General features: G+C 61.0%; 20 protein-coding genes and 1 tRNA gene. 5 read left to right on the top strand and 16 right to left on the bottom strand.

Annotated features, from left to right (window positions below; all coding sequences use genetic code 11):
• Nucleotides 1–15: 15 nt before the first annotated feature.
• The 12 genes from nuoF to mepA all read right to left on the bottom strand — a co-directional run bounded on the left by nuoF (nt 16) and on the right by mepA (nt 10,300).
• Nucleotides 16–1,401 (bottom strand): NADH-quinone oxidoreductase subunit NuoF, encoded by a 1,386-nt coding sequence (gene nuoF, locus IU367_RS13095; protein ID WP_274454383.1) that lies wholly within the window; start codon nt 1,399–1,401, stop codon nt 16–18.
• A gap of 67 nt (nt 1,402–1,468) precedes the next feature.
• A complete protein-coding gene (nuoE, locus tag IU367_RS13090; RefSeq protein WP_043136692.1) occupies nt 1,469–2,011 on the bottom strand; it encodes an NADH-quinone oxidoreductase subunit NuoE in 543 nt (180 codons plus the stop codon).
• 62 nt (nt 2,012–2,073) lie between these two features.
• Nucleotides 2,074–3,879 (bottom strand): NADH-quinone oxidoreductase subunit C/D, encoded by a 1,806-nt coding sequence (gene nuoC / locus IU367_RS13085; RefSeq protein WP_274452119.1) that lies wholly within the window; start codon nt 3,877–3,879, stop codon nt 2,074–2,076.
• Between the two features lie 2 nt (nt 3,880–3,881).
• Nucleotides 3,882–4,556, bottom strand: a complete 675-nt coding sequence (locus IU367_RS13080) for a NuoB/complex I 20 kDa subunit family protein (RefSeq protein ID WP_042034369.1) — start codon at nt 4,554–4,556, stop codon at nt 3,882–3,884.
• 29 nt (nt 4,557–4,585) lie between these two features.
• Nucleotides 4,586–4,990 (bottom strand): NADH-quinone oxidoreductase subunit A, encoded by a 405-nt coding sequence (locus IU367_RS13075; protein WP_042865893.1) that lies wholly within the window; start codon nt 4,988–4,990, stop codon nt 4,586–4,588.
• Between the two features lie 313 nt (nt 4,991–5,303).
• The gene (locus IU367_RS13070) at nt 5,304–6,182 is read right to left on the bottom strand and encodes a flagellar motor protein MotB (RefSeq protein ID WP_043555315.1); all 879 of its coding nucleotides are present in this window, start codon (nt 6,180–6,182) and stop codon (nt 5,304–5,306) included.
• Nucleotides 6,157–6,915: a flagellar motor protein gene (locus IU367_RS13065; RefSeq protein WP_042865895.1), complete on the bottom strand. Its 759-nt coding sequence runs from the start codon at nt 6,913–6,915 to the stop codon at nt 6,157–6,159. The genes IU367_RS13070 and IU367_RS13065 overlap by 26 nt, the downstream gene beginning before the upstream one ends.
• 323 nt (nt 6,916–7,238) lie before the next feature.
• Nucleotides 7,239–7,326 (bottom strand) — tRNA-Ser (locus IU367_RS13060).
• 177 nt (nt 7,327–7,503) lie between these two features.
• Complete coding sequence (locus tag IU367_RS13055; RefSeq protein WP_274452118.1) at nt 7,504–8,121, bottom strand: TPM domain-containing protein; 618 nt, start codon at nt 8,119–8,121, stop codon at nt 7,504–7,506.
• 29 nt (nt 8,122–8,150) lie between these two features.
• Nucleotides 8,151–8,888, bottom strand: a complete 738-nt coding sequence (locus tag IU367_RS13050) for a TPM domain-containing protein (protein ID WP_043136681.1) — start codon at nt 8,886–8,888, stop codon at nt 8,151–8,153.
• Entirely contained in the window at nt 8,885–9,490 is a 606-nt protein-coding gene (locus IU367_RS13045) for a LemA family protein (RefSeq protein WP_172955367.1), read from the bottom strand. Before IU367_RS13045 ends, IU367_RS13050 begins: the two co-directional genes overlap by 4 nt.
• Nucleotides 9,491–9,532: 42 nt before the next feature.
• Nucleotides 9,533–10,300 carry a penicillin-insensitive murein endopeptidase gene (gene mepA / locus IU367_RS13040; protein ID WP_274452117.1) on the bottom strand — a complete coding sequence of 256 codons (768 nt, stop codon included), beginning with the start codon at nt 10,298–10,300 and terminating at the stop codon, nt 9,533–9,535.
• A gap of 167 nt (nt 10,301–10,467) precedes the next feature.
• Between mepA and IU367_RS13035 the strand changes: the two genes are divergently transcribed.
• Together IU367_RS13035 and IU367_RS13030 are read left to right on the top strand one after the other, a co-directional pair.
• On the top strand, nt 10,468–11,010 hold the full coding sequence (locus IU367_RS13035) for a hypothetical protein (protein ID WP_274452116.1): 543 nt from the start codon (nt 10,468–10,470) through the stop codon (nt 11,008–11,010).
• Between the two features lie 218 nt (nt 11,011–11,228).
• Nucleotides 11,229–11,507 carry an RNA recognition motif domain-containing protein gene (locus IU367_RS13030; RefSeq protein WP_080741091.1) on the top strand — a complete coding sequence of 93 codons (279 nt, stop codon included), beginning with the start codon at nt 11,229–11,231 and terminating at the stop codon, nt 11,505–11,507.
• A gap of 81 nt (nt 11,508–11,588) precedes the next feature.
• On the opposite strand, the gene IU367_RS13025 is transcribed toward IU367_RS13030, so the two are convergent.
• A complete protein-coding gene (locus tag IU367_RS13025; RefSeq protein ID WP_274452115.1) occupies nt 11,589–12,488 on the bottom strand; it encodes an aldo/keto reductase in 900 nt (299 codons plus the stop codon).
• 107 nt (nt 12,489–12,595) lie between these two features.
• Here IU367_RS13025 and IU367_RS13020 point away from each other — a divergent pair, with 107 nt between their 5' ends.
• The 3 genes from IU367_RS13020 (at nt 12,596) to ltaE (ending at nt 14,905) form a co-directional block, all read left to right on the top strand.
• A complete protein-coding gene (locus IU367_RS13020) occupies nt 12,596–13,003 on the top strand; it encodes a helix-turn-helix domain-containing protein (protein ID WP_043136665.1) in 408 nt (135 codons plus the stop codon).
• A gap of 90 nt (nt 13,004–13,093) precedes the next feature.
• Entirely contained in the window at nt 13,094–13,795 is a 702-nt protein-coding gene (locus IU367_RS13015) for a Rossmann-fold NAD(P)-binding domain-containing protein (RefSeq protein WP_274452114.1), read from the top strand.
• Between the two features lie 90 nt (nt 13,796–13,885).
• The gene (gene ltaE, locus IU367_RS13010) at nt 13,886–14,905 is read left to right on the top strand and encodes a low-specificity L-threonine aldolase (protein ID WP_274452113.1); all 1,020 of its coding nucleotides are present in this window, start codon (nt 13,886–13,888) and stop codon (nt 14,903–14,905) included.
• A gap of 72 nt (nt 14,906–14,977) precedes the next feature.
• Here ltaE and IU367_RS13005 read toward each other — a convergent pair whose 3' ends face one another.
• From IU367_RS13005 to IU367_RS12995, 3 genes are read right to left on the bottom strand one after another with little or no spacing between them, the layout of a single operon-like run.
• Nucleotides 14,978–15,409, bottom strand: coding sequence for a PAS domain-containing protein (locus IU367_RS13005; protein ID WP_042871318.1), 432 nt, complete (start codon nt 15,407–15,409; stop codon nt 14,978–14,980).
• 9 nt (nt 15,410–15,418) lie between these two features.
• Nucleotides 15,419–16,447, bottom strand: a complete 1,029-nt coding sequence (locus IU367_RS13000; RefSeq protein ID WP_043555334.1) for a response regulator — start codon at nt 16,445–16,447, stop codon at nt 15,419–15,421.
• Between the two features lie 54 nt (nt 16,448–16,501).
• Nucleotides 16,502–17,440 carry a LysR family transcriptional regulator gene (locus IU367_RS12995; RefSeq protein ID WP_043136656.1) on the bottom strand — a complete coding sequence of 313 codons (939 nt, stop codon included), beginning with the start codon at nt 17,438–17,440 and terminating at the stop codon, nt 16,502–16,504.
• Nucleotides 17,441–17,509: the final 69 nt, after the last annotated feature.

Genomic DNA, 17,509 nt, shown 5'->3' with positions numbered 1-17,509 from the left:
CCCTGCGTCCTCGTCTTACCAGCGTTCACCCAGCAGATTGGGCTGGATCCCTTTGAGCAGCTTGTGATTATCCTGCGGTCCCTTGATCCCGGCCTCGAACTCGGCGCGGAAATACTTGAGAGCACTGCCAAGCGGCTCGACGGCGCCAGGGGCGTGGGCACAGAAGGTCTTGCCCGGGCCGAGGAAACTGACCAGCTGTTCCAGCGTTGCCAGATCTCCTTGCTGACCCTCGCCCCGCTCCAGCGCCCGCAGCAGCTTGACGCTCCAGGGAAGGCCGTCGCGACAGGGAGTGCACCAGCCACAGGATTCACGGGCGAAGAACTCTTCCATGTTGCGCAAGAGCCCCACCATGTTGATGCTGTCATCCACCGCCATGGCGAGGCCCGTCCCCATGCGGGTGCCGACCTTGCCGATGCCGCCGGCATACATCTGGGCATCCAGGTGCTCGGGCAGCAGGAAGCCGGTACCGGCGCCGCCCGGTTGCCACGCCTTGAGGCGGTAGCCGGGCTTCATGCCACCGGCGTAGTTTTCAAACAGCTCGCGGGCCGTGATGCCAAACGGCAGCTCCCAGACCCCAGGGTTGTTCACCTTGCCGGAGAAGCCCATCAGCTTGGTGCCGTGATCTTCGGAGCCCGGCAGCGCCAGCCCCTGATACCAGGCAACCCCGTTGCCTATGATGGCGGGCACGTTGCACAGGGTCTCGACGTTGTTGACGCAGGTCGGCTTGCCCCAGACGCCGGAGACGGCGGGGAAGGGGGGTTTGGCGCGCGGGTTGGCGCGGCGCCCTTCCAGCGAGTTGATGAGCGCCGTCTCTTCGCCGCAGATGTAACGACCGGCGCCCGTGTGGACGAACAGCTCGAAGTCAAAGCCCGAGCCCAGGATGTTCTTGCCGAGCAGGCCGGCGGCCTTGGCCTCTTCCACCGCGCGGCGCAGGTTGATGGCGGCATCCACGTACTCGCCACGCAGGAAGATGTAGCCGCGATAGGCCTTGAGGGCCCGGGCACTGATGATCATCCCCTCGATCAGCAGGTGGGGCAGTTGCTCCATCAGCAGCCGATCCTTGTAGGTATTCGGCTCCATCTCGTCGGCGTTGCAGAGCAGGTAACGTATGTTCATGCTCTCGTCTTTGGGCATCAGGCCCCACTTCACCCCGGTGGAGAAGCCGGCGCCACCGCGACCCTTGAGGCCGGCATCCTTGACGGTGCCGACTATCTCATCCGGGCTCATCTGGCCGAGGGCTTTGCGGGCCGCGTCATAGCCCTGCTTGCTCTGGTATTCATCCAGCCAGACCGGCTGGCCGTCGTCACGCAGCCGCCAGGTGAGCGGATGGGTCTCTGGGGCGCGCGCGATCAGGTTGGCCGTGCCGATGGAGGCGAGAGGCGTGGTCGGCCGTGGGCTCATGGACATAGGTTGGCCTCCGGGGTCTTGTTGCGTTCAAGGCGCATGGGCAGATTGCCCTCGTGAAGACTCATGGGTAGGCCTCCAGGGTCTTGAGCAGGCTGATGGCATCGAGTCCGCCATAGGTGTCGTCGTCGATCATCAGCGCCGGCCCCTTGTCACAGTTGCCGAGGCAGCAGACGGGCAGCAGGGTGAAGCGGCCGTCGGCGCTGGTCTGGCCGGGGGCCAGATCCATCACTTCCTTGAGGCCGGCCAGCAGCCCTTCGTGGCCGTTGATGTAACAGACCATGCTGTCACAGACCCGGATGATGTGGCGCCCGACCGGCTGGCGGAAGATCTGGCTGTAGAAAGTCGCAACTCCTTCCACGTCGCTGGCGGGAATGCCGAGTTCGGCAGCGATGGCATGGATGGCACCGTCCGGCACCCAGCCGCGGGCCTGCTGCACTATCTTGAGCGCTTCTATGCTGGCGGCGCGGGGATCTTCGTAGTGGTGTATCTCATGCCGGATGGCATCGCGTTCGGCCTGGCTCAGGACGAAGCCGTCCCCCTTGCCCTGGCACTCACTTTGCCCCTGCGGGGTCTGATTGTTTTGGCACTGACATTGCTGGCTCATGGCTTAACCTTTTGTGGCTTGTCCTTTTTGTCGCGTAACGGTTGTTTAGTAACAGCGGTTACTCAACGATCCACATCCGACATAACGAAATCGATACTGCCCAGGTAGGCGATGAGATCCGACACCATGCTGCCCCGGATCACCGAGGGGATCTGTTGCAGGTGAGCAAAGCTCGGGGTGCGGATCCGGGTCCGGTAGCTCATGGTGGAGCCATCGCTGGTCAGGTAATAACTGTTGATCCCCTTGGTCGCCTCTATCATCTGGAAGGACTCGGCGGCCGGCATCACCGGGCCCCAGGACACTTGCAGGAAGTGGGTGATCAGGGTCTCTATGTCTTGCAGGGTGCGATCTTTGGGCGGCGGCGTAGTGAGCGGGTGATCCGCCTTGAATGGCCCCTCCGGCATGTTCTTCACACACTGCTCTATGATGCGCAGGCTCTGGCGCATCTCTTCGAGGCGTATCATGCCACGGTCGTACACATCACCGTTGGCACCGACCGGTACCTCGAACTCGAACTGATCGTAGCCCGAGTAAGGACGCCATTTGCGTACGTCAAAGTTGAGGCCGGTGGCGCGCAGACCGCCCCCCGTGATGCCCCACGCCAATGCCTGCTCTGTGGTATAGGGGGCGACGCCTATGGTGCGGCCGCGCAATATGCTGTTGCGCATGGCCGCCTTCTCATAATCCATCAGCCGCTTGGGCAGCCAGTTCAGCAGGTTATCCTGGATGAGACGAGCCCAGCCCACCGGCAGATCGTGCGCCACGCCGCCGATACGGAACCAGGCCGGGTGCATGCGCGCGCCCGTGATGGCTTCGATGATGGTGTAGATCTTCTGCCTGTCGGTGAAGGTGAAGAAGACGGGGGTCATGGCACCCACGTCCTGGATATAGGTCCCGAGGAACAGCAGGTGGCTCTGGATGCGGAACAGCTCCGCCAGCATCACCCGGATCACGTCGACCCGGTTTGGCACCTTGATGCCCGCCAGCTTCTCGACCGCCAGCACATAAGGCAGGTTGTTCATGACGCCGCCCAGGTACTCGACCCGGTCGGTATAGGGGATGTAGCTGTGCCAGGATTGACGCTCACCCATCTTCTCGGCACCGCGGTGGTGATAGCCGATGTCGGGCACGCAGTCGCGGATCTCCTCGCCATCGAGCTGCAGCACCAGCCGGAAGGCGCCGTGGGCGGAGGGGTGGTTCGGGCCGAGGTTCAAGAACATGTAGTCCTCGTTCTCGTTGCCCCGGTTCATGCCCCACTCTTCGGGTTTGAACAGCAGGTTGTCCTGCTCCTGATCCTGTTTGACCGCATCGAGCATGAAGGGATCGAACTCGGTGGCGCGCGCCGGATAGTCTTTGCGCAGCGGGTGACCCTGCCAGCTCTTGGGCATCATGATGCGGGTCAGATGGGGGTGACCATCGAAGTTGATGCCCATCAGATCCCACACTTCTCGCTCGTACCAGTTGGCGTTGGGGAAGTGGCGGCTGATGGTTGGCAGGCTCAGATCGCTCTCTTTGAGCGGCACCTTCAGCATCACATCGGCGTTGCGGTCGATGGAGATGAGGTGATAGAAGACGGTGAAGTCGCTCTCGGGCAGGCCGTCGCGATGGCTGCGCATCCGCTCGTCGGTGGCGCTGAGATCAAACAGCATCACGAACGGGGAGGGGAGCTTGCGCAAGAAGCCCATCACGTCCAGCAGCAGCTCGCGGGAGAGCCAGACCACGGGCACGCCGGTGCGGGTGGTCTGAACAGTGAAGCGCTCGGCGCCAAAGTGGGCAAACAGCTCGCGGACCACCTGGGCATCCTGGTGATCGCTCGGTTGCCACTGGGCCATGGTGTAGTTACTGGGGAATTCTCGAGTCAGTTTCATGATCAGATCTCATCCGGCGTGCGCAGGTTGGTAACGTTGATCCGCTCGCCGCGCTTGCGTTCCTTCTCGGCCTGCATCTGGGGACGGTAGATCCCCTGATCGCCCACCACCCAGGAGAGGGGGCGGCGTTCCTTGCCGATGGAGTCCTGCAGCAGCATCAGGGCTTGCAGGAAGGCCTCGGGACGGGGTGGGCAGCCAGGAATGTAGACGTCGACCGGCAGAAACTTGTCCACACCCTGTACCACCGAGTAGATGTCATACATGCCGCCCGAGTTGGCGCAGGCGCCCATGGAAATGACCCACTTGGGTTCGAGCAACTGTTCGTACAGGCGCTGTATGACAGGTGCCATCTTGATGAAGGGCGTCCCTGCTATCACCATGAAATCCGCCTGACGCGGCGAGGCTCGAATAACCTCGGCGCCGAAGCGGGCCACGTCATGGGGGGAGGTGAAGGCGGTACACATCTCCACGTAGCAGCAGGAGATGCCGAAGTTGTAAGGCCAGAGGGAATTTTTGCGACCCCAGTTGACGGTGTCTTGCAACACCTCCTCGAGACGCCCCATCATGATGCCGCGTTCAGCCTGTTGCGCCAGCGGATCATCGACTGTCTGGCGCTGTTCCTGGGGGTAGCGCTCAACCGGCGCATCCGGGTCAATCCGGGTCAGGGTGTACTTCATGGTGCAACCTCAAAGGGAATATCGGTAATTCAGTCTGGCTTCTTGTCAGTCAGAACGCGTTTCTTTGGTGCCCAGTCGAGGGCGCCGATGCGCCACAGGTAGATAAGACCTACCAGCAGCAGGGTGATAAAGATGGCGGCTTCAATAAAGCCGACCCAGCCACTCTCCCGAACGGAGACGGACCAGGCGAACAGATAGAGTGCCTCTACGTCGAAGATGACGAAGAACATGGCGACCAGGTAGAACTTGGCGGAGAAACGCAGACGGGCATTGCCAACCGAATCTATGCCCGATTCGAAGGGCTTGTTTTTGGCTCGACCGTAGGCACGGCCTCCCAGCAAGGCGGCCAGACCTATCATGATCAGGCACAGGCAAATGGCTGCAACGACATAGATAGCAAAAGCCCAATGCTGGACAGCAATATCAGCAAACATATAGGTTTTCCCTAACCGAATTAATCATGTGACTTAACAAGGGTGTTACGCATTATGCCACTTCCATACTGATTTACATGTCATTTCAAAGGATTAATTATTAATCATGGGGGGAAAAATCGGTTTTTGCTAGCAAGGTCAATTTTCTCATTTGAGAATCATTTTCAATGGCGCGAATAGACCCGGAGAACGGCGCGCCGCAGGGGCCTGTACAGCGTGGCATGCGGGGAAAATAGGGGATGCTGGTCGGATGACTGGGGCGATAACGGTTGGATGAGATGCAAAGAAAACCCCGCTGGGCGGGGTTTGCTGATCAGGGTTTGAGGATGGGGAGCGCCTCTTCGGCGGCCTTGCCCTGGGAGAGGGTGATCTCGACCCGGCGGTTGGCCTGTCGATGCTCAGGCGTGTCGTTGGCATAGCGCGGCTGGGCATCGGCTACCCCCTGAGCTATGACCCTGGTTGCGTCCAGCTTGGGGTTGGTGAGCAGGGTGTGGACGATGGAGGCCGAGCGCAGCACCGACAGCTCCCAGTTGCTGCGATAGAGCTCAATCGGCGCCTGCGAGTTGTCCGTGTGGCCTGTCACTACCACCTTGCCCGGGATGTCGGCCAGTATGCCGGAGATCTTGCTGACCAGCGGAATGAACTGGGGCTGCAGGAAGGCCGAATCGGCCGGGAACAGCGCCTTCTCGCCGATGCGGATCACCAGCTGGCTGCCGAGCTGCTCCACCTCCAGATCCTTGGATTCAATCTGTGCCTTGAGCTGCTGCTCGAGTTTCTTCTTGGTGACCTGTACCCACTCCTGTTCCTTGGTCTTGTGCGGCCAGGCCTCGGTGGCACTCGGCTTCTCCGAGGCCCCTATGGTTTCGTTGAAGGGATCTGCCGCCGCGGTCGGTGCCTCTTTTTCCAGCACGGTTTCTTTATCAGGGCTGCTGGGGGCCGTTCTGGATTCCGGCTCCAGGATCCCGGTGCCGCCCTGCATCACAGGGGAACCCGCAGGTGGAGAGATGAGGCCGATTTTACCCAGCGACTCGATGAAGCCCTGGATCAGCACCCGGGTCTCGGACTGTTTGGCCATGGCAAAGGAGTAGAGCACCACGAACAGGGCGAACAACAGGGTCATGAAGTCGGCATAGGAAACCAGCCAGCGCTCGTGGTTCTCCGGCGCTTCAGGCTTTTTCTTTTTGGCCACCATGGCCTCCCAGATAAGGTTCGAGGGTAACTTGTAACCGGGCTTGCGACTCGCCATCCACGATGCAGAGGATGCCGGTCAAGGTCATCTCCTTGTAGTGGCGGATATCATGGGCAAACCCCTTGTAGCGGTTACCGAAGGGAAGAAAGATCAGGTTGGCGGCACCCACCCCGTAGATGGTGGCGATGAAGGCCACCGCGATGGCACCACCCAGTTTGTCAGGGGCATCCAGCAGGCCCATGGCGTGGATCAGGCCAAATACCGCACCCACTATCCCCATGGTAGGGCAGTAGCCGCCCATGGCTTCATAGAATTTGACTGTTTGCTCGAGATCCTCATGCTCGAACTCGATCTCGTTCTCCAATACCTCGTGGATCTTGGTCTTCTCGTAGCCATCGACCATCATCTGTACCCCTTTTTGCAGGAAGGGATCCTTGATCTCGTCGATCATGCCCTCCAGGGCCAGCATGCCGCTGCGTCTGGCGTTGCCGGCCAGGGTTTCCAGCAACTGCGCCTGCTCCAGCATGTCGAGCTTGGGGGGGGCAAGCAGCCACTTGAAGCGCTTGAAGGTTTTACCGACGACGGAGAAGGGAAACTGGGTCAGTGCGGCACCAATCGTACCGCCTATCACTATGAGGAAGGCTGGCAGATCGAGCAGGGCGCTGGGATGGCCCCCCTCGATGATGTTACCGCCAAGGATACAGATTATTGCAAAAAGAAGGCCAATCAAGCTCATTTTTTGTACGTCCCTGGATATTGATAATGGCTAGTGTAGCTATTTAAGTATCAGTTTTTCAAAATGATATCCAATCGGTGAACAATAAATCAGAGCCGGGTCCGGCGGGAAAATATTTGACGGCGCAGGGCGGAACATCTGTCTGGACAGGGCGAGAAACCAGGCATGCTCATTCCTGGGTGGGCAAGGACGCCTGATAGGAAGGATGTCCCCAGAATAGTGCCTGTGTTTTTCGTGAGGAGGGTGAGAGCATTAGCCGCTCGAGAGCCGATGGCGCAGGCTAGAAAGCAAAAAGCCCGACCAATAGGTCGGGCTTTGCAATTTGGCGGTGAGGGAGGGATTCGAACCCTCGATACGTTGCCGTATACACACTTTCCAGGCGTGCTCCTTCAGCCACTCGGACACCTCACCAAATTTTTGTCTGTTGTTTAGGGTGCTCAGCCAGCACTTTGTTCGCCGCGCCGTTGCGCTGGAACGGGGCGTAATTTAGGGGAAAGGGCTGCCGGGGTCAACCACTTTTCCCCTTATTTTTCATAATCTTTATCGGATGCCTATCCCTTGAACAGAATGCCGGTTTTTTAAACCCGATCAGGGCTTGTCCAGGATGATCAGGCTGTCGGGCAGCTCATTCTGATCCCGGGTCGCCGGGAAGGCATCGGTCAGGATGGCGCTGGTGCGTTCCACGCACTCGATAAATCCCTGCTCCACTTCCCGGTTGCGCACCCGTTGGGTGAAGTCGTCGATGATCGCCTGCCACTGGGCATTGTCGATGTGCTGGGCTATGCCGTCGTCCACCAGTATCTCCACGTAGTGCTCGGCCACCGAGACAAAGATCAGCACCCCCAGCCGGTCTCGGGTGCGGTGCAGACCCTGTTCGATAAACTGCAGGCGAGCCATCAGCGCCGCCCTGTGCCGGCGTACCTTCTTCGGGATCAGGTACATCTTGATGGGGGTCCAGTGGAACAACAGGCTCAGCAGCAGCCAGACCGACCACTGTGCCAGCAGGATCTCGTACCAGCCGAGCCAGAAGCCGAGCTCAAACACCAGCAGGGGTGTGAGCATGGCAATCAGCGCTGCCCACAGGGTGGGAATATAGCGATAACCGTCACTGGCTGGCGCCAGCACTGTGACCAGTTCAGCATCCGTTTCCAGCTCAGCCTCGCGAACCTTGGCCTGCAGCGTGTGGAAGAACTGTTTAGAAATCATGGTGTCGTCTCTTCATTCCTGTATTCCTGTTACCAACCACCGGAGGCTCCGCCGCCGCCAAAACTGCCGCCGCCCCCGCTGAAACCGCCACCGCTGCCGCCACGGCCACCGAAGCTGCCGGCCCCGAAGCCTCCGGTCAGCAAGGCCGCGCGGCGTCGGCCACCGCTGCCCCCCCCCCCGCCACCGCCGCGCAGGTTGTGCAGCACTAGCATCACAATCACCATCAGGATGAACAGCCAGGGGCCGCCCAGCTTGCCCTCCTGTTTGTCGGTGTCCACCGGCGTGTACTCACCCGCCAGCGCCTGCATGATGCTCCGGCTGCCGGCGACCACGCCGGCGACCATGTCGCCACGCTTGAAGGCGGGCAGGATCCGGGTCTGGATTATGTTGGCCGCAATGGCGTCGGGCAGGGCACCTTCCAGCCCATAACCCACCTCGATGCGCACCTTGCGTTCATCCTGGGCGATCAGCAGCAGGACGCCATTGTTCTTGCCCTTCTGACCTATGCCCCAGTGGCGGCCGAGCTGGTAGCCGTACTCCTCTATGGTGTCGCCACCCAGCGTGTCGATGGAGACCACCACCAGCTGGATGCCGCTGCGCTTTTCAAACGCGGCCAGTTGCTGGGTCAGCTGATGGGCCTGCTTGCGGGACATCAGGTTCGCCTCGTCCACCACCCGGCCGCTGAGGGCCGGAAAGGTGGGGGCGGCTTGCAGCGCCGCCGTCCACAGCAGCAGACAGGGCAACAGCCAGCGAACAAGCCTGCTCATTGGAAGCTGACCTTGGGCGCCTCATCGGCACCTGGCTTGGCACTGAAGCTAGGTTTGGCTTCCAGATCCGAATAGAGCAACTTGGACCAGATGACGCCGGGGAAGGTGCGGATCTCGGTATTGAACTGGCGCACCGCCTCTATGTAGTCGCGCCGGGCCACAGAGATACGGTTCTCGGTGCCTTCCAACTGGGCCTGCAGGGTGAGGAACTGCTGATCCGCCTTCAGATCCGGATAGCGCTCGACCACCACCATCAGCCGGGAGAGGGCGCTGGAGAGCTGGTTCTGGGCCGCTTCAAACTCCTTGAGCTGGGCGGGATCGCTCACCTGCACGCTGCCGACCCGGGCACGGGCGTCGGTGACCGCTTTCAGGGTCTCCTGCTCATGGCTGGCGTAGCCCTTGACGGTGGCCACCAGATTGGGAATCAGATCGGCCCGGCGCTGGTACTGGTTCTCGACCTGGCCCCAGCTCGCCTTGACCTGTTCATCCAGGGTTGGAATGTTGTTCATGCCGCAACCCGTCAGTCCCAGCAGCAGGGTCAGGGTCAACAGGCTCTGCGTTGTCCTGCGCCAGAGTGAAGTGGCCATCTTGTTGTTCTCCATTGAAATTTCTAGCGGATATAGGTGCACCATAACAGCTTGTGGTCAACTGCCACAACGGGCGGGCAGCCTGGGTTTGCTGTACGCCATCGAGACCTTGGGCAATTGCGGCTTGTCCTTGAGCCAGGAGGCCAGCTCGGCGCCGCAGCCATTGCCGGGCGGGATAGGGGCCTGGGGCTGGCAATCCGGACTGCCAGCCGGACAGCGCAGGCGCACATGGAAGTGGCTGAAGTGGCCGACCCAGGGACGCAGCTTGGCGACCCAGGGTTCGTCGGCGGCCCGTTTGCACACCTCGCCCTTGAGCACAGGGTTGATAAAGATGCGGGCCACCTCGGGCTTGCTGGCCGCGAGGCGCAGCAGTTCCAGTTGCTGAGGGCCGAAGCGTCCCGGCAAGACCCGGTAACTGGGCTCGTCGATCAGTGCCCACTCCCTGGGGGCATCCTGCTCCCATTTGCTGATGGGCTGGTTGGCCATCCGAAACCAGATGTCGGCATCGAGCCCGGTCTGGTGGCTGCGATGGCCCGAGCTGAACGGGCCGCCGTGGGCCATGGCCAGATCGGCGATATAGAGATCCGGCATGCCGGCCATCCGGGTCTGGTTTGCCAGGGTCGTGAGGTAGTGAATAAGGTCGGGGTGACCGTAGTAGCGCAGTCGTTTGCTGCGGATCACTTGATAGCCGGGCCCTGTCAGCGGCAGGGCCATGCCATTTTTGAGGCAGCCGGCCGAATAGCCGCCAATGGCTTCGGGATCGATCGGGCGGGGGGTCCCGGTATGCAGGGCACTGGCCATGAAGAGCAGGGTGGTAGCAAGCATGAGACTCCCGACAATCACACTAAGAGGTGGGCTCAGATAGCCCCAATCATATCAAGAGTCTGGCAAGGTCGTCACCCGACTTGCCGGTCGGGTTGCATCTTGGCGTCCGGCTCCCGCACAATGCGCGCCACAGCCAGGTGAGCGCACGAGAGCATGAGGAGAAGGAGATGAAGGTGAGTGAGCTGGTGGAGAAGGCGGGGCTCTGTTGCCTGATGCCTCCCGCCCGACGTTTTTATCCTGTGATGGGGGTCTTGCTGCTGGCGAGTCTGGTAACCGTGCTGGCCGCCGTCGGCCTGGGTTATCCGACGATGGGTCTGCTGCCCTGGGTGGGTCTGGTGTTTGGCGGCATAGTGCTGCTGATGATGGTGCTGCCTCGCAACTGGCAGCGCTGGCGACTGGCCGAGCTCGCCTGGGACGATGAGCGCCTCTATCTGCTCAATGGCAGCGATGACAGGGCGCTGGCACTGCCAAGAGCGGCCTTGGTCGGCATAGAGCGGGATCGCAAGGTGGGCCACGACGGCCAGTGGCTGGAGTTCAGCCTGGATCTCAGGCTCGATGGTGAGCAGCTCGCGGCGGCGACCAAACTGATGGGGCTTGGCCGTGAGGGGACCCACGAGGTCGCGCCCGGCATTTATCGCTTTGGCTTTAAACGGGCCTGGCACGGTCGCCGTGCACTCAAGGAGATGCTCAGGGCGCTGCTCCCCATTTGAGCTGACTATTTTCTCGACAATCTACCTCAAAGCTCAGATACTGCCAGTGACTCGAATTGATCTTGCCTGTTCTGTTCGCCCAAGAGATCAATGACTTGAGTGAACAGGACGGGGAGTGCCTCGGCATGATGCCCTGGCAGGTCCGGCATGGAGGTTGTGCCCTTACTTCTGTGTTGGTGATTGGATAGAGAAGGCACCTTGAATCGAGAGTGGATGGCATGAAGATTTACGTAGGTAATCTGTCGTACCGGATGACGGCCGACGAACTGACAACCGTGTTCAGCCAATTTGGGCAGGTAGAAAAGGTCGATATCATCATCGATCGCGATACCGGTCAGTCCAAGGGGTTTGGCTTTATTGAAATGCCTGTCAATGGCGATGCCGAGAAGGCCATCGCCGGTTTGCATGGCACCGAAATCGGTGGCCGCACCATCACAGTCAACCAAGCCAAACCGAAGACAGATGCACCACGTGGTCGCCCCCAGCGTCATCGTTGAGTTGCCTCGATAATGCAAAACGGCATGGGTATCCCCCATGCCGTTTTTGTTGGTGCGGCGCCATGCCGCTGTCACTCAGGGTCAGGGCACGTCATACCCGAGCGCCGCCTTGCGAATGCGGAACCACTGCTGGCGAGTGAGCTCAATGGACTCGGCAGCCACGGCGGCGGCGATCCGCTCCCGCTTGCCTGATCCTATCAGCGGCAACGGCTGGCTTGGCAGCATCATCACCCAGGCGTAGACCAGCTGCTCTATGTGCTGAGCGCCCACTTCATGGCGGATCTGCTCGAGCTCGGCGCGCAGCGGCGCATACTCCTGGCCGTTGAACAGGCGTCCGCCACCGAGGCAGGACCAGGCCATGGGTTTGATGCGCAGTTGCTGGCATTGATCCAGGGTGCCATCCAGGGTGGTGCTCTGGTTCAGCGGCGAGATCTCCAGCTGGTTGGTGACCAGCGGGAAGGGCAGGCGCGACTGCAGCAGCTCGAACTGGCGAGGGGTGAAGTTGGATACCCCGGCGTGCTTGATCTTGCCTGCTTGCCTGAGGGTGATGAAGGCATCGGCCACCTCGTCGGCATCCATCAGGGGGTCCGGACGGTGGATCAGCAGCAGATCCAGATGGTCGGTGCCGAGCTTGTGCAAGGAGGCCTCGGCGCTGGCGATGATGTGTGCCTTGCCGGTGTTGTAGTGGTTGAGGGCATGTTCCGGCCTGGCGGTGAGGGCGATGCCGCACTTGCTGACGATCTCCATCCGCTCGCGCAGGGAGGGCTCGAGGCGCAGGGCCTTGCCGAACGCCTCCTCGCACTGGTAACCGCCGTAGATGTCGGCGAGATCCAGGGTGGTCACTCCCAGATCCAGGTGGTACTTCATCAGGTCGAGCAGCACGGCCGGGGAGAGTTGCCACTCCATCAGACGCCAGTAGCCCATGATGAGGCGGGAGAAGGTCGGGCCTTGATCGTGCAGGGCGACGCGAGATACAGACATGAGTGACTCCTTGGGAAATTAATGCTGCCAGCATCTTGGTCTCTTCTGCCTGGCAAGGCAATAATGCGGTTTTTGTTCACTCGAACTTTGGTTCTGACGGGATATATATGGAAGGATTTGCCGAGCGGTTGCGGAGTCTGATCGGGGCGGGCAGCATCAGTGCGTTTGCGCGTAAAGTCGGCTTGAGCGAAGCCCTGATCCGCAAATATCTGAAGGGGGCCGAGCCCGGCCTTGGCAAGGCAAACCAGATCGCCATGGGGGCCAACTGCTCGCTGGAGTGGCTTGCCACCGGCTGTGGTTATCTTTACCGACAGGCAGAAGTGGTGGATCGGGAGGCGCTGGCCGCCGCAGGCGCCCTGCTGCAGGAGCTGCAGCCGGCGCCATCCCTGCCTGATGAAAGGCAACTGGTCACCCTGCTCGCCTACTACCAGTTCCTGCGCAGCCACAAGAAGGCCGACGGCTTCCTGGATCTGGCGCTGGCGCGCGAATTTGGCAAGCACCTCAATGAGGCATGAACCCGGATGGGCATAGCCGGCCAACTCTTGGCGGCAGCCGGTTATTATTCTGATAACCTCTAAACAGACGGCAGATCCGGGGAGAGGGTGATGGGCTATCTGATCTTGGGCAGTGGTGGATTGGGCACGGCGCTGGCCAGGGAGCTGTCGGACCGGGGCGAGGAGCTGGTGCTGGCGGGCAGGCAACTGCCAAAAGGGCTGGATCCGGCCTGCTACTTCCCGTTGCAGGAGGTGGACCCACTCTCCTTCGATGCGCTGTTCACCCTCTATGACACGACCACCCTGCCGAGCGTGGTGATCAACACCATCGGCCTGCTGCACGACATCAACTTCATGCCGGAGCGGCGGGTGGAGGAGGTCAATCCCAAGTGGCTGTGCGACAGCCTGCTGGCCAATGCCTGGCCACATCTGGCCCTCGGCGCCTGCCTGAGCCGCCGCATGGCCCCGGATGCCAGCTTGTGGCTCTGTTCTCTCTCCGATCTGGCCGGCAGCCTGACCGCCAATGAGACGGGCAGCCGCTACAGCTACCGGATGAGCAAGGCGGCCCTCAACATGGGGGCCAGGACGCTGGCGCTCGAATGGCGGGACCGCTTCCCCTGCGCCGGGGTGATCACTGTGCATCCGGGTCCCATGGATACCCCCATGAACCAGCCCTTTCTCCATGAGCTGGCCCCCGCCAGCCTGCAGGATCCGGCCTGGGTCGCCCCCCGTTTGCTGGATCTGATCGCCGGTTTGTCGTTGGCACAATCCGGCGCCTTTGTGGATCTGCAGGGGCAGCCGCTGCCCTGGTAAGCCGTCACCGGGTTCACATTCCGGCGACGCCCTGCTTGCCAAGCCCGCCCGGGCTGGCTAACGTCGTCCTCCTGCACCAGGAGGGATGTCATGCGCTACATCGATTTACGAAGTGATACGGTCACCCAGCCCACGGATGCCATGCGCCAGAGCATGCTGCATGCCGAGGTCGGGGACGATGTCTATGGGGAGGATCCAGGCGTCAATGCGCTGGAAGCCTATGGCGCCGACCTGCTTGGCAAGGAGGCCGCGCTGTTCGTGCCGTCCGGCACCATGTCCAACCTGCTGGCGGTGATGAGCCATTGCCAGCGAGGGGAAGGGGCCGTGCTGGGCTCGGCAGCCCACATCTATCGCTACGAGGCGCAGGGTTCTGCCGTGCTGGGGTCTGTGGCCCTGCAACCCGTGCCCATGCAGGCCGATGGCTCGCTGGCACTGGCGGATGTGCGGGCGGCCATCGCCCCTGACGATGCCCATTTTGTCCAGACCCGCCTCGTTTGCCTCGAAAATACCCATAACGGCAAGGTGCTGCCCCTGTCTTATCTGCGTGAGATGCGCGAGTTTGTCGACGAGCATGGCTTGCAATTGCACCTGGACGGCGCGCGTCTGTTCAACGCCGTGGTGGCGAGTGGCCACACGGTGCGCGAGCTGGTCGCGCCGTTTGACAGTGTCTCCATCTGCCTCTCCAAGGGGCTGGGGGCGCCGGTGGGATCGCTGCTGGTGGGTTCCCATGCCTTCATCGCCCGTGCCAGAAGGCTGCGCAAGATGCTGGGTGGCGGCATGCGTCAGGCGGGGATCCTGGCCCAGGCCGGCCTGTTTGCCCTGCAGCAGCATGTGGTACGCCTCGCAGACGATCATCGCCGTGCCAGACGGCTGGCCGAGGGGCTGGCGGCGCTGCCCGGCATCAGGCTGGATCTGGCGCAGGTGCAGACCAACATGGTGTTCCTGCAACTGACGAGTGGCGAGAGTGCACCCTTGCTGGCCTTCATGAAGGAGCGGGGGATCCTCTTCTCCGGCTATGGCGAGTTGCGGCTGGTGACCCATCTGCAGATCCACGATGATGACATCGAAGAGGTGATCGACGCCTTTACCGAGTACCTCGGAGCGCATTGATACGGATTGTTTACTACAGAAATAGCACAGGGCGCCGCGGCGCCCTGTTTCATTTTTGAATGATGTTGTTCGTTACGCCTGTCGCTGGCCTGTCATCAGCATGGCCTCGTCGGTAGCATCGTAGATCATCACGGCGATATGGGTCACCTGACCGCCGAAATCGGCCAGCGGCACCAGGGTCAGATTCTGGAACATGTGGGGGGCCGAGCCCGTGATGGGGCGATAGTTGGAGAAACGCAGTAGATAAGGTTTCTGCTCCCAGGTGCTGAAGGCGCGATTGTTGAGCTTGAACACCATGTTGGCCTTGCGTTCGAACCAGGCCCTGTCCACGTCGGGGAAGAGATCGAACAGCACGCCATCGCGCACCTCACCGGCCAGCCGGCCGCTGTGGCTCTCCATGAAGCCGTTCCATACCTGCACCCTGTACTCCTTGTCGAGCACCACCAGCCCCACGTCCAGGTTCTGGACTATGTTCATCAGCCAATGAAATTCACGAATTTCCATGGTCACTCCCTAGAGCATGTGCATGATTTTGTTGTTCATGGTGGCGATGGAATCTTCGGTAAACAGCAGCAGCAGGTCACACTGCACCGCGTAATCCTGGACCCGGTAGTTGATCTCGATGGCCAGGGTGCGGCGCCAGCGGCTCTTGTTGGTGTTGATGAGATCCTTGATGGGCCTGTGCTGGCCGAGCACAACTGGGTGACCTTGGCTGAAGGGGGTATCGAGCTGGCTGGCGTAACCGCGCAGGAAGGCGCCGATCAGCACGTTGGCCGTGTCCATCAAGAGTTCCAGCTCGGCATTGCGATCCAGCGCGCCCTGATGGTTCATCAGCCGGGCCAGATCCTTGAAGCTGGAGTCGTGAAACAGGATCAGCGCTTCACCGGCGATCCCCGCCCCGATGAAGCCCTGGCAGACGGCGGAGAGGGTATCCGAATCGGCGGCGGCCGAGAGGGCCATGTGCAGCTCGGAGACTTCCAGTACGTTGACATTGGGGATGGGCAGCACCACGAAGGCGTTGAGCAGGCGGGCCAGCAGGTCGGCGGCCTGGCCCATGGAAACGTTGGCAAGCTCCTGGTAAACGTCGCGGATCTCGGGGGTGATCTTGACGCCGACATCGGCATCAGGTTCACCTGCCGCCAGGCCTTCGAGCAAGGCAGGCGCAGCGGCGACGCCGTTGGGTTGCCACAAACCGTGTTGTCTGAGCAGGGCGCTCAGGGTCTCGGGGGCGGCGGGTTTCTTGATGAAATCGAGGGCGCCCAGGCTCATGACCCTTTGATGCGCCTCGGGCTGGATGTCGCCAGACACGACGAACACCTTGTTGCGCAGCCCTTCCTGTTGCAGTGTCTCCAGCACCCCGTAGCCGTCCATTTCCGGCATGGTCAGATCCAGAAAGATCAGATCGCCATGCCCCATCAGCACCTGTTCCACCCCTTCGAGCCCGTTTGCGGCGTAATGCAGCGTCACATCCCAGTCGGAAGGAAGGGCGCGGGCCAGCTGCTTACGAGCGAATCCTGAGTCATCACATATCAATACATTCATAGTGTTAGGCTGGCCTGGTCAACGAGGATTGCTATAAGTGTGGCCCGCTGACGGTCAGATGCAATGGGACAAACTGGTTGCCGGTGAAAATTGGTTGTCCCATTGATGGTTCCGGTAGCGCGCTGAGTATTTTTCAACGAATTCAGCGAACATCTTAACACGCAGCGGGGCGAACTGAGGCTGGCAGCGCAACATATAGAAGGGGCGATTGCCGGTTTTCCAGTCCGGCAGCACGGCGACCAGTTGCTCATCCTGCAGGAAGGGGTGCACGTAGTGGCGCGGTGCATTGACTATCCCCAGATGTCGTCTGGCGGCCCTGACAGCCGCCTGGGTCTGGTTGACGGTGAGCTTGGCGGCGCGTTTGATCTGCACCGTCTGCTCGTCCCGGCCGGTCAGTTGCCAGTGCTGATGGGGCCAGCAGTAGATCAGGGAGTGTTCCTCCAGCTGGGCCGGGTGCGCCGGTGTGCCCATCTTTTCCAGATAGAGTCTGGAGGCGAACAGGCCGTATTCGATGTGACCTAGACACTGGGCATTGGTCATGGATTGGGGCAGTTCACCGTTGAAAAACACCAGATCCCGATCGTTGTCGAGCAGGTGTTGATGGTCGTTGGTCTGGGCGATGTCGAACCGCACCGCCGGGTAGTGGAGGCCAAAATCCGCCAGCATGTCGACCAGTATGGTGTTGGAGAGCGCGATGGGCGCGGCGAGGCGGATCACCCCGTTGATGTCGGCTTCCCGGCCCTGGATTTCACCCGTGGCCTGCTCAATCTCGGCCAGCGGGGTGCACAGACGCTCGTAATATCTGAGCCCGTCGTCGGTGAGGCGGAGTTTGCGGGTGGATCTGTGTAGCAAGGAGCAGCCGAGCTGCTCTTCCAGCTGAGAAATACGTCGACTGATGGTGCCGGTAGGCATGCCCAGTGCGGCAGCCGCGTGGGAGAAGCCTCCCTCTTGCACCACCTTGACGAACAGATAGAACTCTTCGATGTACTTCATAAGCGGTGTTCTGGGTGTAACAAGGCAGTGACCTTAAAAAGAGCCGCCCGCCTTGGCAAGTGCAATCCG

The organism is Aeromonas bestiarum (assembly GCF_028751155.1).
Classification (GTDB): Bacteria; Pseudomonadota; Gammaproteobacteria; order Enterobacterales; family Aeromonadaceae; genus Aeromonas; species Aeromonas bestiarum.
The sequence above is the reverse complement of the archived record's forward strand: the minus strand, read 5'-3'. Positions and strand labels throughout refer to the sequence as shown.